The 12,805-nt window shown below is 72.5% G+C and carries 12 protein-coding genes; 4 read left to right on the top strand and 8 right to left on the bottom strand.

Annotated elements, in window-relative coordinates:
* The coding region (locus tag E1284_RS14145) for a serine/threonine-protein kinase (protein ID WP_131939527.1) at positions 1–818 on the bottom strand (818 nt) is incomplete at its 3' end.
* A gap of 101 nt (positions 819–919) precedes the next feature.
* Here E1284_RS14145 and E1284_RS14140 point away from each other — a divergent pair.
* The 3 genes from E1284_RS14140 to E1284_RS14130 are packed head-to-tail and all read left to right on the top strand — an operon-like array spanning position 920 to position 3,405.
* Positions 920–1,963, top strand: a complete 1,044-nt coding sequence (locus E1284_RS14140; protein ID WP_131939526.1) for a DUF6777 domain-containing protein — start codon at positions 920–922, stop codon at positions 1,961–1,963.
* 27 nt (positions 1,964–1,990) lie between these two features.
* Positions 1,991–2,392, top strand: a complete 402-nt coding sequence (locus tag E1284_RS14135) for an ArsR/SmtB family transcription factor (RefSeq protein ID WP_131939525.1) — start codon at positions 1,991–1,993, stop codon at positions 2,390–2,392.
* Positions 2,389–3,405 carry a cation diffusion facilitator family transporter gene (locus tag E1284_RS14130; RefSeq protein ID WP_131939524.1) on the top strand — a complete coding sequence of 339 codons (1,017 nt, stop codon included), beginning with the start codon at positions 2,389–2,391 and terminating at the stop codon, positions 3,403–3,405. Before E1284_RS14135 ends, E1284_RS14130 begins: the two co-directional genes overlap by 4 nt.
* Before the next feature lie 75 nt (positions 3,406–3,480).
* Here E1284_RS14130 and E1284_RS14125 read toward each other — a convergent pair whose 3' ends face one another.
* The 5 genes from E1284_RS14125 to E1284_RS14105 form a co-directional block, all read right to left on the bottom strand.
* Complete coding sequence (locus tag E1284_RS14125) at positions 3,481–5,469, bottom strand: glycoside hydrolase family 44 protein (protein ID WP_131939523.1); 1,989 nt, start codon at positions 5,467–5,469, stop codon at positions 3,481–3,483.
* The gene (locus E1284_RS14120) at positions 5,469–6,992 is read right to left on the bottom strand and encodes a cellulase family glycosylhydrolase (RefSeq protein WP_243714473.1); all 1,524 of its coding nucleotides are present in this window, start codon (positions 6,990–6,992) and stop codon (positions 5,469–5,471) included. The genes E1284_RS14125 and E1284_RS14120 overlap by 1 nt, the downstream gene beginning before the upstream one ends.
* Positions 6,993–7,018: 26 nt before the next feature.
* Complete coding sequence (locus E1284_RS43655) at positions 7,019–8,125, bottom strand: GH12 family glycosyl hydrolase domain-containing protein (RefSeq protein WP_131939522.1); 1,107 nt, start codon at positions 8,123–8,125, stop codon at positions 7,019–7,021.
* Positions 8,126–8,259: 134 nt separating this feature from the next.
* Positions 8,260–9,147, bottom strand: a complete 888-nt coding sequence (locus E1284_RS14110) for an amidohydrolase family protein (protein ID WP_131939521.1) — start codon at positions 9,145–9,147, stop codon at positions 8,260–8,262.
* A gap of 20 nt (positions 9,148–9,167) precedes the next feature.
* Complete coding sequence (locus E1284_RS14105; RefSeq protein WP_165965261.1) at positions 9,168–10,112, bottom strand: alpha/beta hydrolase; 945 nt, start codon at positions 10,110–10,112, stop codon at positions 9,168–9,170.
* 189 nt (positions 10,113–10,301) lie between these two features.
* On the opposite strand from E1284_RS14105, the gene E1284_RS14100 reads away from it, so the two are divergent.
* Entirely contained in the window at positions 10,302–11,288 is a 987-nt protein-coding gene (locus tag E1284_RS14100) for a diacylglycerol/lipid kinase family protein (protein WP_131939528.1), read from the top strand.
* Between the two features lie 8 nt (positions 11,289–11,296).
* Here E1284_RS14100 and E1284_RS14095 read toward each other — a convergent pair whose 3' ends face one another.
* Complete coding sequence (locus tag E1284_RS14095; RefSeq protein ID WP_131939519.1) at positions 11,297–11,860, bottom strand: PadR family transcriptional regulator; 564 nt, start codon at positions 11,858–11,860, stop codon at positions 11,297–11,299.
* 58 nt (positions 11,861–11,918) lie between these two features.
* Positions 11,919–12,779, bottom strand: a complete 861-nt coding sequence (locus E1284_RS14090) for an aldo/keto reductase (RefSeq protein WP_131939518.1) — start codon at positions 12,777–12,779, stop codon at positions 11,919–11,921.
* Positions 12,780–12,805: the final 26 nt, after the last annotated feature.

Raw genomic sequence — 12,805 nt, 5'->3', positions numbered from 1 at the left:
GAGCGGTGGCCTAGGAGCCAGAGGAGGACCTCTTCTGAGGTGGGTCGGGTGGACGGGTCCTTGGACAGGCAGGCGGCGGCCACCTCGGCCAAGGGGCCGGGCAGGGGGGTCAGGTCGGGGGTCTCGTGCATGATCTTGTACATGACGGCGGGAAGGGAGCCGCCGGCGAAGGGGTCGCGGGCGGTGGCGGCGAAGAGGAGGGTGCCCGCCCAGGCGAACAGGTCGGCGGCGGGGCCGGCGCGGCCCGCGAACTGCTCGGGCGCCATGTAGGCGGGGGTGCCGACGACCTGGCTGGTCAGGGTGGCGCCGGCGTCGAACGCGCGGGCGATGCCGAAGTCGATCACGCGGGGGCCGTCCGGGCCCATCAGGACGTTCTGCGGCTTGAAGTCGCGGTGCGCGACGTTCGCGCGGTGGATCGCGGACAGGGCCGTCACCGAGCTGATCGCCAGGCGGTCGAGGTCGGCGCCGGTGCGGGGGCCGCGGTCCTGGACGAGGGCGCGCAGGGACGGCCCTGGCACGTACTCGCTGACGATGTAGGGGCGGTCGCCCGCCATGTCGGCGGCGAGCATCTGCGCGGTGCAGAACCCGGCGACGCGCTGGAGCAGGGCCAGCTCGCGGACGAAGCGCTCGCGGGCGTCCGCGTCGCCCAGCAGCCGGGCGTGGAGGAGTTTGACGGCCACTCGGGACGGCCGCGCGTCCGGGTCCAGCGGGCGGCCCAGGTAGACCATGCCCTGCCCGCCGGTGCCGAGCCGGGCGAGCAGCTCCCAGCCGCCGAGCCTCGCCGGGTCGGAGGTGTCGAGGGGAATCGGGCCCGCCATTTCGCACCCCCGCGAAAAAGTCAGCATTCCGCCGCGCACAAATCCGCTCCGCCCGGCATCGAAGAGTATAGGTTCGGCCGGTCCGGAGCGGGAGTAGACGCATGTTCGAGATTCATTCGCCCATTGCCCGGCGGCGGGCCGCCGCGGGGGCGGTCGCGGCGCTCGCGCTGGCGGCGGGCGCGCTGGCCGGCTGCGGGGACGCGGGCGCCGCCATCACCCGGCTGACCGTGGGGTCGCCGGGGCCCGACCCGTACACGCTGGTGGCCGGCACCGACACGATGGACGTCAAGGAGCGTCCCGCGGCGGGCGGGACGAAGGACGGCGACTCCCCCGGCCTGTACGGCGGGACGCGCCGGGCGTCGAGCTGCGACCAGCAGAAGCTCATCGCGTTCCTGCGGGCCAACCCCGACAAGGCGCGGGCGTGGGCGCAGGTGCAGGGCATCCCGGTGGGCGACATCCCGCGCTATGTGTCGCGGCTGACGCCGGTGCTGCTGCGCACCGACACGCTGGTGACCAACCACGGCTACCACGACGGGAAGGCCACGAGCGGGCCCGCCGTGCTGCAGGCGGGAATGGGCGTCCTGGTCAATGGTTACGGTGTGCCCGTGGTGAAGTGCAATTGCGGTAATCCGCTGACCCCGCCGGAGAAAAAGATCTCCACGGGGAACGCGTCCTACACCGGCCGCTCCTGGCCGGGATTCGAGAAGCGGAATGTCACGAAGATCCGGCCGCGGGATTCCCGGAAGGGAACGATCGTCACCTTCGTCCTCGTCGATCCGGAGGCGACGATGGGGTTCGAGCGGCCCCGCGCGACCGGCGGCGAGTCGGACGGCCCGCCCACCGCGCTGCCGGCCACGGAGACGGAGACCACCGCGAGCGACTCGCCCGCGCCGTCGGAGTCCGGGCTGGACTCGCCGAGCGCCGAGTCGCCGGCGCCGGAGTCACCCGGGCCGGAGTCGCCCGCGAGCCCGGCGGCCGGGTCCTCCCCCGGCACCGAGTCGCCCGCGCCCGGAACGTCCGGGTCGCCGGGCGTGGCGCCGGACGACCCGGGTACGGGAACCGGTGGGATGGAGCGGCCCGAGGACGAGCCGCACACCCCGATCTCGCTGCCGCCGTCCGAGGACCCCGCCCCCCAGATCTCGTAGTCCCGGCCGTACGCTACATTTGCTCATATGAGCAGTGCTTCAGATGTCGCGCCCGCCGAGGCGGCCGCCGACGCGTGCACCGTCCGGGTGGTCGACCCGCAGAAGGTCGCCCTGGTCACCGCCGCACTCCCGGGCGCGGAGACGATCACCGAGCTGGCGCAGGTGTTCGGGCTGCTGTCCGACCCCGGCCGGCTGCGGGTGATCATCGCGCTGCTCGAAGGGGGTGAGATGTGCGTGTGCGACATCGCCGCGTCCTGCGGGCACTCGGAGTCGGCGGTCTCGCACGCGCTGCGCCTGCTGCGCGCCAACCGCGTCGTCCGGGTCCGCCGGGCGGGCCGGATGGCCTACTACCGGCTGGACGACTCGCACGTCCGGATGCTGCTCGACCTCGCCCTCACCCACATCGGCCACGGGGAGGAAGGCTCATGATCGGGGACGGCCGGGACCACAAGGGCGGGCACGGGCACGGGCACGGCCACGGGCACGCCATCTCGGCGGGGGCCGACCGGCGGCTGCTCACCGGGGCGCTGGCGCTGATCCTGGCGTTCATGGCGGTCGAGGTCGTCATCGGCCTGGTCTCCGGCTCGCTGGCGCTGATCTCCGACGCGGCGCACATGATGACCGACGCGTTCGCGATCGCACTGGCGCTGGTCGCGATGCGCATCGCGGCGCGCCCGCCGAAGGGCGGCTACACGTTCGGGCTGCGCCGCGCGGAGATCCTGTCCGCGCAGCTGAACGGGCTGACGCTGATCCTGCTGGCGGCGTACTTCGTCTACGAGGGCGTCCGCCGGCTGATCGACCCGCCGCCCGTCGAGGGCCAGTTCGTGTTCTGGACGGCCCTCGCCGGCATCGCCGTCAACGTCGCGGCGACCCACCTGATCAGCCGGGCGGACCGCAGCAGCCTGAACGTCGAGGGCGCGTTCCAGCACATCCTCAACGACCTGTTCGCGTTCATCGCGACGGCGGTCGCCGGCCTCGTCGTCTGGACGACGGGGCTGTCCCGCGCCGACGCGGTCGCCTCGCTGGTGGTGGCGGCGCTGATGGTCAAGGCCGGGTACGGGCTGCTGCGGGACGCGGGACGGGTGCTCATGGAGGCGGCGCCGGCGGGCGTCGACCCGTCCGAGCTCGGCGCCCGGCTGGCCCGCCGCCCCTGCGTGGAGGAGGTCCACGACCTGCACGTGTGGGAGGTCAGCTCCGGCTACCCGGCGCTGTCGGCGCACGTGCTCGTCGACACGCAGGGCGACTGCCACGCCGTCCGGCGCGATCTCCAGGAGCTGCTGCGCGAGGCGTACGGGATCACGCACACGACACTGGAGGTCGACCACGTGGCCGGGCCGTCGGGCGGCGCGCACGTCCACTGCGAGGACGCCCACGGCCCCCGCCATGTGGCGGAGACCGCAGAACCCCACGATCACGCAGGCAACTCCCCCTGCGACCACTGACCTCGTTCACCTGCGGCGTGTTGTTGTTATGAGACGCCTGATAACAACAACACGCCGCAGGTCAACGGAAAGCGGTCAGGTTTTGCAGGGGGCGCCGTTCAAGGTGAAGGCGGACGGGGGCGGGTTCGTTCCGGTGCTGGAGCCGTTGAAGCCGATCTGCACCTTGCCGCCCGGCGGGATGGCGGCGTTCCAGGACAGGTTGCGGGCGGTGACGTCCGCGCCGTCCTGCGCCCATGCGGCGCTCCAGCCGCCGGTCACGCGCTGGTCGGCGGCGAAGGCGAACCCGAGCGTCCAGCCGGAGACCGGCGAGGTCCCGGTGTTGGTCACGGTGACCTGCGCCGTGAACCCGCTCCCCCACTGGCTGAGCACCTTGTAGTCGACCGTGCACGCCGACGCGGCCGGGCCGTCGTCGGCCGGGATCTCGACCAGCGTGACCGAGGACGCGGGGAACGTCGAGGTGAACCCGTCCGACCCGACGGTCACGTCCGGCGCGTGGACGATCGACGACAGGTCGGCGCCGCTGTACCGGTACACCTCCGCGGGCTCGGAGCCCGACCGCCCGGCGATCGACACCTTGCTCGTGAGGTCGTCGGTGAGCGACTTGTTCACGATCATCAGCGTGAGCGCCTCGTCGGACGAGCGCTGCGCCGCGTACACGGCCAGCTCGTCCTGGTCGGTGCTCGCCGCGCGCACGGACGTGTCGCCGAACGCGGAACCGGCGCCGTCGTAGTTCCGGTACATCCGGAAGGCGTACGCCCCGGGGTCGGTGGCGGCCGGCGGCGCCCACAGCGTGGCGAGATCGAGGCCCTCGCGCCCGAAGATGCCGAGGACGTCGGCCTCCGCGAGCGCGCCGTTCAGGTGGCCGAGCGCACCCCAGTTGTACTCGGTGATCGCGAGCTTGGTGCCGGGGTAGTTCTCGTCCACCAGCTCACGCATGCGCGGGATGTACTGGATCGGCTGGTCGATCCAGCTCTCGTCGGTGTAGGCGGGGTCCCAGAGCTGGCGGGTGGAGCGCAGCCGGAGCTCCTGCGTCGCCGCGTCGCCCGCGTCGCCGAGCGCCACCCCGCTCTGCTGCGGGTAGAGGTGCTCGTCGAAGTAGTCGAGGATGCGGGTGCCGTGCTCCTTCTCGTACGCCTTCATCTGCTGCAGGTACCAGGCCGCGAAGGGCGTGCCGCCGTGCGCGGCCCGGTCCGGCGGGTCGGACCAGCAGTCGCCGCCCTGGGCGTCGCACGTCTGCTTGTCCAGGCCGGACATCGTCAGCGACTGGAAGCCCCAGCCGACCGGGCCGAGCGTCTTCGCGCCCGGATCGGCGGCCTTCACGGCGGACGCGATCGCGTACGTCTGGTCGCGCATCTCGTCGTAGCCCGCGCCCTTCGGGTGGACGTCCCGGTGGGTCGCGTGCCAGAGATCGGGTTCGTTGTCGAGGTTGTAGAACCGGACGCCGCCGTCCGCCGCCGTCCCGTACTTGCCGGTCAGGTGCGCCAGCCAGTCGGTGACGTACGCGGGTCCGGCGGGGACGCTGGTGTCAGCCGGGTCGTTGCCGGTGACGTTGGTGCCGTCGGTCTTGACGCCGTTGCCGCAGTCCGGCCGCCATTCGCCGTCGGCCTTCTGCTGCGGCCCGTACTTCTCGATGCTGAAGCCGCAGGTGTAGTCGCGGCCCTTCGGCGTCCAGCCGATCAGCGGGACGGTCAGGATCGTGTCGGTGCCGGTCCGGCGGTCCTGCTCGGTGAACTGGTCGGTCTCCGAGCCGTCCGGCAGCGCGGCCGGGTCGGGGGCCGGGCCCGGCACGTTCTCGAAGTACCAGTCCGAGCCCCGGTTCGTCTCGTCGTAGAGGTAGTTGTAGCGGGTGGTCGCGTTGCCGCCCCACCGCCGTACCGGGAGCCGCAGTTCCTTCGCGAGGTCCTCGTCGGCGAAGTTCATCCCGTAGACGTACGGGCTGATGGCGTGCCGGGACGCGGACGGGTCGACGGTCAGCGCCGGGCCGTCCGCCGCCCGCGCGGCGGGCGCCGCCCAGGGGAGCAGCGCCGCCGCGAGGACGGTGGCGAGCAGTGCTCTGCGGGACATCACGCCTCGCAGGGCTGGTCGTTGAGGTCGAACTCGGCGGGCGTGCCGGACGACGAGCCCGTCGCCTGGAACCCGATCGTGAGCGACGCGCCCGGCGCGACGGCGCCGTTCCAGGCCGTGCTCTCGGCGGTCACGTCGTCACCGGACTGGGACCACGTCGCGCTCCACCCCTGGCTGACCTTCTGGTCGCCGGGGAAGGCGAACTCCAGCGTCCAGCCGTTCAGCGCGTCCGAGCCGCTGTTGGTGATCGTCACCTGCGCGGTGAAGCCGCCCTGCCAGCTGTTCTGCACGGTGTAGGCGACCTTGCAGGAGACCGCCGGGGGCGTGCCCGGATCACCGGGATCGCCGCCGCCGGGGTCGCCGCTCCCGTCGAAGGCGCCGAGCAGGTACGGGTCGAGGTACGCCTGCTTGGCCGTGTTGACGGTCGTCCAGTCGCCGTTGAGGATGCCGCCCGTGTCGCCCGAGTTGGGGTTCCACGACCAGAAGGTGAAGGACATCCCGCTCGCACCCGTGCCGAGGTAGGCCATCAGCGTGCGCAGCCACGCCTGGTCGCGCGTGTCGGTGAGGGTCGTCCCGAACTCGCCGAGCAGGACGGGCGCCACGTTGTTCTTGTAGAGGTAGCCCCAGTTCTTGTCCCAGATCGCGGCGAGGTTGTTGGGGAAGTCCGGGTCGTCGAACCACGGCTGCGGGTACACCGACGTGGCGTAGTCGTGGGCCGAGTAGACGAGGCGGTTCGCGACGTTCAGCCGCACCGGGTACTGCGCGGCGCCCTGCAGGTTGCCGCCCCACCAGTAGTTGTCGCCGTTGTAGCCGTCCACGCCCTCGACGATGATCAGCCAGTTGGAGTTGACCGCGAGGATCGCGTTGCCGGCGCGTTCGGCGGCGAGCCGCCAGTCCTTCGTCTGGTCCCCGCAGCCCCAGCAGGCCGGGGCGTGCGGCTCGTTGTGCAGGTCGGCGCCGATGACGGTGGTGTTGCCCGCGTAGTGCCGGGCGAGCATCTCCCAGTCGGAGATCCAGCGCGACTCGGGGTAGGCGTCGGTGTACCAGAGCGCGGACTGGCCGCCCGCGTCGGGACGGTGCCGGTCAAGGACGACCTTGAGCCCGATCTGCCCCGCGTAGCCGACGACCTTGTCGAGGATCTGCAGCCCGCTCAGGCCCTGCAGGTCGGGGTTCTTGGTGTAGTCGATGCTGTTCGGCGCGCTGCCGGAGTCGAACAGCTGGTTGGTGTACGGGAGCCTGAGCGTGTTGTACTTCAGGCTCTTCATCTGGTCGAGCATGTCCTTGTAGCCGCGCGTCCAGAGGCCGTGCGGGGAGAAGTTGGACGTCTCGGCGCCGAACCAGTTGATGCCCGTCATCCGCACCGGCTGCCCGCCGGAGTCGAGCAGTTGCCGGCCGCTGGTGTGCCAGTACCCGGTGCCGGCCGCCGCGTGCGCCCGGGGCACCGCCCCGGGGACGAACACGAGCGCGAGCAGCGCCGCCATGAAGATCAGGAGGATGCGCTTGGTTCCGTAGGACCCGGTCATGTGTCGTTCTCCTCTTCCCAGATCCATCAGCGGGCGGTGCAGGTGACGGCCGGCGCGCCGGGGGCGGAGCCGGTGCCCTGGAAGCCGAAGCTCGTCGAGCCGTGCGCGGGGACGGCGCCGTTGTAGCCCGCGTCGACGGCGTGGACGGACGACCCGCTCTGCGTCACGGTCGCGTTCCAGCCGTTGGTGACGCGCTGGTCACCGGAGAACGTCCAGTCCGCGGACCAGCCGGACAGCGGCGCGTCGCCGTCGTTCGTCACGGTCACGGTGGCGGTGAACCCGCCGCTCCAGGAGTTGTCGGTGCGCAGCGCGGCCGAGCAGCCCTCGCCGGACGGCGGCGGCGTGGTCGGCGGCTCGGTGGTGGGCGGGGTCGTGGCGCCGACGTCGACGCCGAAGGAGTTCGTCGCGAGGCCCGCCCCGCCCTGCCACAGCTCGAACCCGGCCTCGACGCCGATGAGGTACCAGGCGTTCTGGATGTAGCCGCGCGCCACCGCGTCCCGGGTGAAGGCCGCCAGGTCGAGGTCGTTCACGGACGTCGTCCCGGACGTGCGCACGAACGCGATGTAGTTCCAGTTCATCCGGCTGTACCAGACGTCCCAGGTGGCACCGGAGATCTGCACGCCGCTCGCGACCCGCGTCCCGGCCGGCTGCACGCCGCCCCGGTGGTTGAGCCAGATCATGACCTCGGCCCCGTCGGGGTCGGTGGTGGTGCTCGGGTGGGAGTCGTACCAGAGGTCGTAGGACACGTTGTACGAGCCCGACGCCGGCTGGGTCGTGCTCCAGTCGCTGGTGACGGACGGCATGTCGCCGACCCGCACCGGAAGGCCGCTGTTGGAGGTGCACTGGCCCCAGTGGCAGCCCTTGAAGAACGACGGGTACGCGGCGGGGGCGCCGCTCGTGGCGTTGTTGTGACCGGACGAGTCGACCGTGAACGACGTCCCGTCCACGGTGATGCACTGCGGGGTGTCCGCACCCCAGATGTTGTTCTGCGCGATGTAGGCGCCGCCGCTCACCGGGGTGGTGTCGGTGGCGCCGCACATCCGCATCGCGGCGGAGGCGGGAGCCACGTAATAGAGGGGGATCGCGAGCAGGGCCGCGGCCAGGGCGGCACAACTCTTCAGACGCGCTCTCATGGGGGTGACCTCATTCGACGGTGTGGGAGCGCTCCCAAAGTCGCGGCCGCCGCACCGGCTGTCAAGAACGGGGATCGGGTCCCGGAATGACCAGCCGTCCGGCGTGAAAATCCGTGAAACGGGCGGCCGGCGCCCTACGGCAGTCCGAACAGCTCGGCGGCGCCCCGCCAGCAGACGGCCCGCAGCCAGTCGTCGCCGAGGCCGAGGGCGGCGAGCGACTCCAGCTGGTGCGCGTACTCGTAGGGGATGTTGGGGAAGTCGGTGCCGAGCAGGATCCGCCCCGCCAGGCCGAGGTCGCGGAGCCGGGGCAGCAGCGCGTCCGGGAACTCGGCGAGCCGGGCGAAGGTGGTGAAGACCATCGTGGTGTCCAGGTGGACGCGCTCGTGGGCGTCGGCGAGGGCGAAGAAGCCCTCGAACTCCGGGGCGCCCAGGTGCGCGACGATCGTCGTCAGCCGCGGATGGCGGGCGAGGACCTCCCCGTACGGGCCGGGGCCGGTGTAGCCGTTGGCGACCGGGCCCGACCCGGCGTGGACGAGCGCGGGCACCCCCGCCTCGGCGAGCATCCCCCACACCGCGTCCAGCTCCTTGGCGCGCGGGTCGAAGCCGCCGACCTGGAGGTGCACCTTGAAGACGCGGGCGCCCGCGTCCAGGGCGCGGCGGACGTAGTCCTCGACGCCCGGCTCCGGGAAGAACGTCGCGGTCTGGATGCACTCGGGGACGCGGGCGGCGAACTGCGCGGTCCACTCGTTCAGCGACTCGGCCATGCCGGGGCGGTGCGGGTAGGCGAGCGAGGTGAACGCGCGGACGCCGAGGCCGCGCAGGGATCCCAGCCGCTCCTCCTCCGAGTCCCGGTAGTGGATGGGCCATTCGGCCCCGATCAGCGGGCCCGCGTCGTCGAAGTACCCCCAGACCGCGCTCATCAGCCGCTGCGGCATGAAGTGGACATGGACGTCGATGATGCCCGGGAGCCCGAGCGCCTGCCAGAACGCGGGGACGGCTGCATCAGAACGAGGTTCGGCCACGCCCCGACCCTAGCCGCCGGTCAGGTGATCGCCGCCAGCAGGGCGGGCAGCGCCGCGCGCAGCTCGCGCCGCCAGTAGGGCCAGGTGTGGGTGCCCCGGTAGAAGTGCGTGGTGACGGGGATGCCGAGCTTCCCGAGCTTGCCGGCGAACTCCCGGGACACGGTGCAGGCGAGCGCCTCCAGCACGTCCGCCGCGGCGCCCTCGTCCCCGTGGGAGCCCGCGTCGTACGGACCCGGCATGCCGTCGCCGCTGCTCACGTGGACGCGGACACCGGCGAGGCGGCCGGCGAGGTCGTAGGGGTTGTGCTGCCGCCACACGACGCGCTGCTCGTCGGGGTCGCCCCACACGTCCGTCCAGGCGAGGGACGGGGCGCCGATCGCGACGCCCAGCTCGACGAGATCGGCGACGTCGAGCCCGGCCGGGTCGCGGTACAGGGTGTGCACCGGGCCGCTGAACGAGGCCGCCGCCCGGAACATGCCGCGGTGGCGCGCCGCGTACGCCAGCGCGCCGAGGCCGCCCATCGCGTTCCCGGCGACGGCGCGGGCCGGGCCGGCCCGGTATCCGGCCTCCAGGATCTGGCGGAGTTCGGAGAGGTGGAACGTCTCCCACTTCGGCACGCCGCCGCCCCCGCGATTCCACCAGTCGGTGTAATTGCCGCACGGGCCGCCGTCCGGCATGACGACGATCACGCCGGCGTCCTCGGTCAGCTCCTCGATGTCGGTGTGGTCGCTCCAGGCGGTGTGGCCGCCTTCCCCCGCCCCGCGCGCAGGACCGTGCGGAAGGCCGTGCAGCAGCCAGAGCACCGGCCAGGTGCGGGAGGCGTCCCGTGACCAGCCGCGCGGCAGCAGGAGGCGGACGTGGGCGGCGTCCGCCAGCAGCGGCGAGCGGACGGCGAGATCGAGCACCCGGCGCCGGAGCCGGCGCTCGCCCACCACGCCCGCGCCGTCGAATCCCGCCCCCGCCAAGCCGCTCGGCCGCATGTTTTCCGCCCCGGGTCAATCAGAAGTACGTTATTTGTAAGGATCCCCACTCGGCGCCATGTTTCAACGCCGTGCAATGGGTTTATAAAATGTCGGGCCGGAGTTTCCGGTTCCACGTTCCTTGTAGGGTGACGCGGACGAGGAGGGCGACCGGTCGAGATGCGGAGCGTCGAGATGCGGAGCAAGGCGGAGCTGGAGTCGGCCATCGCGGGCGGCGGGCGCGCGGTGCTGGTGATCAACTCCCGGTCCCGGCGGGGCCGCCGGCTCTACGGCACGGCCCGCCGGTTGCTGCGCGAGGCGGGCCTGGAATTCCCGCACGTGTTCCCGGTCACCGACCCGACCCGGCTGCGCGAGCTGTTCACCGACGTCCTCGCGCTGGAGCCCGACCTCGTGGTCGTCGGCGGCGGGGACGGCACGGTCGCCGAGGCGGTCGGTCATCTGGCGCACCGCGACATCGCGCTCGGCGTGCTGCCGCTCGGCACCACCAACAACTTCGCCCGCAGCCTGGAGCTCCCGCTCGACCTGCCCGGCGCGGTCCGCACCCTCGCGATCGGCCGCCCGGACGCGGGCAAGGTCGCGGACGTGGACGTCGGCTGGTTCGAGTCGACCGGCGACCCGCAGGGCGCGGGGCCCGGCGCCGACCGCGAGCACATCTTCGCGAACATGGTGAGCCTCGGGCTGTCGGTGCAGGTCGCCGAGAACGTCCCGCACGCGCTGAAGCGGTTCGTGGGGCGGCCCGCGTACGCGCTGACGGCGGCGCGGCTGCTGCCCGGCCACGAGGCGTTCACCGCGCGCATCACGATCGACGGGGAGACCCGCGAGGTCGCGACGCACCAGCTGAACGTCGCGAACGGCGCGCACCACAGCGGGCAGCGGATCGCCCGTGACGCCAGCCCGGACGACCGGCTGCTCGCCGTCTACCGGCTCGGCGACGAGCGGCGGCTGCGGCTGGCGTCGGCGACGGCCCGGCACGTCCTCACCGGGCAGTGGCGCTCCCTGGAGGAGGACGCGTTCCTCACCACGGCGGAGGTCGAGATCGAGACCGACCCGCCGATGCGGGTGGACGTCGACGGCGAGATCCGCGGCCGCACCCCGGTCTCGATCAAGCTGCGCGGCAACGCGCTGCGGGTGATCGTCCCGCGCACGTTCGCCGACACCTGACGGCCCGGCTAGCCCGGCGCGGTCTCGCCCGCCATGACGTACGCGCCGGACTCCAGCCGCTCGATCAGCCCCCGCGTCCACCGCGTGGCGGACTCGGCCGAGTGGACCCAGTAGCCGAGCAGTTCGCGCAGATGGTCGGACGGATCCTGCTCGTCCAGGTGCGGGGCGACGGACGCGCGCCACTCCGCCAGGCCGTCCAGCCGCCGGCGGAGCAGCTCGATCACCTCGGTGCGCGGCAGCTCGGTGAGGAACCCGAGCCCGGCCGTCAGCATCTCCGGATGCCGGATGTCGATGGTGGCGAGGGCGCAGCGCAGCAGCCGCAGGAACTCCGCCCGGCCCGCGTCGGTGATCTCGTAGTCGGTGTGCGGCGGGCCCGCCTCGCTCTCCTCCACCTCGTGGGCGAGCAGCAGGCCCTCCTTGGCGAGCTGCCTCAGCGCGTGGTAGATCGAGCCCGGGTTGACGTGGGCCCACTCGTCCGAGCCCCACGACATCAGCTCGCGGCGCACCTCGTAGCCGTGCGCCCGCCCGAACCGCCGCACCCCGCCGAGCACCAGCAGCCGCGTCGTCGACATGGTCTCCCCCTGTACGCAAAAACCTGTCCAGGGTAAACGGTCCGGGCGGATGCGGGGACTAGCTCCGCAAAGCGGCGAGATCGTCGTCGCCGAGGGCCAGGTCGGCGGCGGCCATGTTCTCCTCCAGATGGTCCGGGGAGCCGGTGCCGGGGATCGCCAGCATCACCGGCGAGAGGGCGAGCAGGCCCGCGAGGAGCACCTGCGGGACGGTGGCGCCGTGCCGCGCGGCGACGGCCTTGACGCGCGCGTCGTCGGGGATGCCGAAGCCGCCGAGCGGGAAGTAGGGCGCGTAGGCGATGTGCTCGCGCTCGCAGATCTCCAGGAGTTCGGCGTCCTGGGGCCGGGTGATGTCGAAGCGGTTCTGGATCGCGGCGACCGGTGCGATCGCGCGCGCCTCGGCGAGCTGCGCCGCGGTGACGTGGCTCAGCCCGAGGTGCCGGATCAGCCCCTCCTCGCGGAGGCCGGCCAGGATCTCGAAGCGCTCCCCGATCGGGTCGTCGCCGGCCTCTTCCAGACCGCCCGGCCGGAGGTAGACGAGGTCGAGGTGGTCGCGGCCCAGCTCGCGCAGGTTCCGCTCCACCTCGGCGCGCAGCCCGGACGCGGGGAGCTGCCCGGACGGGATCGGGTCGTCCGGCCCCCGGTAGGGCCCGACCTTGGTGGCGATGACCAGGCCGTCCGGGTAGGGGCTCAGCGCCGCGCGGATCATCTCGTTCGCCGCGAGGCCGTCCTGGTGGTAGTAGAACGCGGCGGTGTCGATGTGGTCGACGCCCAGCTCGACGGCCCGGCGGAGGATCTTCAAACCGGTGTCGCGGTCGTTCGCCGGGCCGTGGAGGGTGCTCACGGGCAGCCGCATCGCGCCGAATCCCATTCGGCCGACCCGGAGATCGCCGCCGATGTCGAAGGTGTTCTGTGTCGTCATGAGTTCCACGGTGCTGCGCGGCGGCG

This window comes from Actinomadura bangladeshensis, from assembly GCF_004348335.1.
GTDB classification, from domain to species: domain Bacteria; phylum Actinomycetota; class Actinomycetes; order Streptosporangiales; family Streptosporangiaceae; genus Spirillospora; species Spirillospora bangladeshensis.
The sequence above is the reverse complement of the archived record's forward strand: the minus strand, read 5'-3'. Positions and strand labels throughout refer to the sequence as shown.

Excerpts from the sequence above, each read along its gene's own strand:
- E1284_RS14140 (WP_131939526.1), top strand. The coding sequence starts at position 920 with ATGTTCGAGATTCATTCGCCCATTGCCCGGCGGCGGGCCGCCGCGGGG.
- E1284_RS14135 (WP_131939525.1), top strand. The coding sequence starts at position 1,991 with ATGAGCAGTGCTTCAGATGTCGCGCCCGCCGAGGCGGCCGCCGACGCG.
- E1284_RS14130 (WP_131939524.1), top strand. The coding sequence starts at position 2,389 with ATGATCGGGGACGGCCGGGACCACAAGGGCGGGCACGGGCACGGGCAC.
- E1284_RS14125 (WP_131939523.1), bottom strand. The coding sequence starts at position 5,469 with ATGTCCCGCAGAGCACTGCTCGCCACCGTCCTCGCGGCGGCGCTGCTC.
- E1284_RS14120 (WP_243714473.1), bottom strand. The coding sequence starts at position 6,992 with ATGACCGGGTCCTACGGAACCAAGCGCATCCTCCTGATCTTCATGGCG.
- E1284_RS43655 (WP_131939522.1), bottom strand. The coding sequence starts at position 8,125 with ATGAGAGCGCGTCTGAAGAGTTGTGCCGCCCTGGCCGCGGCCCTGCTC.
- E1284_RS14100 (WP_131939528.1), top strand. The coding sequence starts at position 10,302 with ATGCGGAGCAAGGCGGAGCTGGAGTCGGCCATCGCGGGCGGCGGGCGC.
- E1284_RS14095 (WP_131939519.1), bottom strand. The coding sequence starts at position 11,860 with ATGTCGACGACGCGGCTGCTGGTGCTCGGCGGGGTGCGGCGGTTCGGG.
- E1284_RS14090 (WP_131939518.1), bottom strand. The coding sequence starts at position 12,779 with ATGACGACACAGAACACCTTCGACATCGGCGGCGATCTCCGGGTCGGC.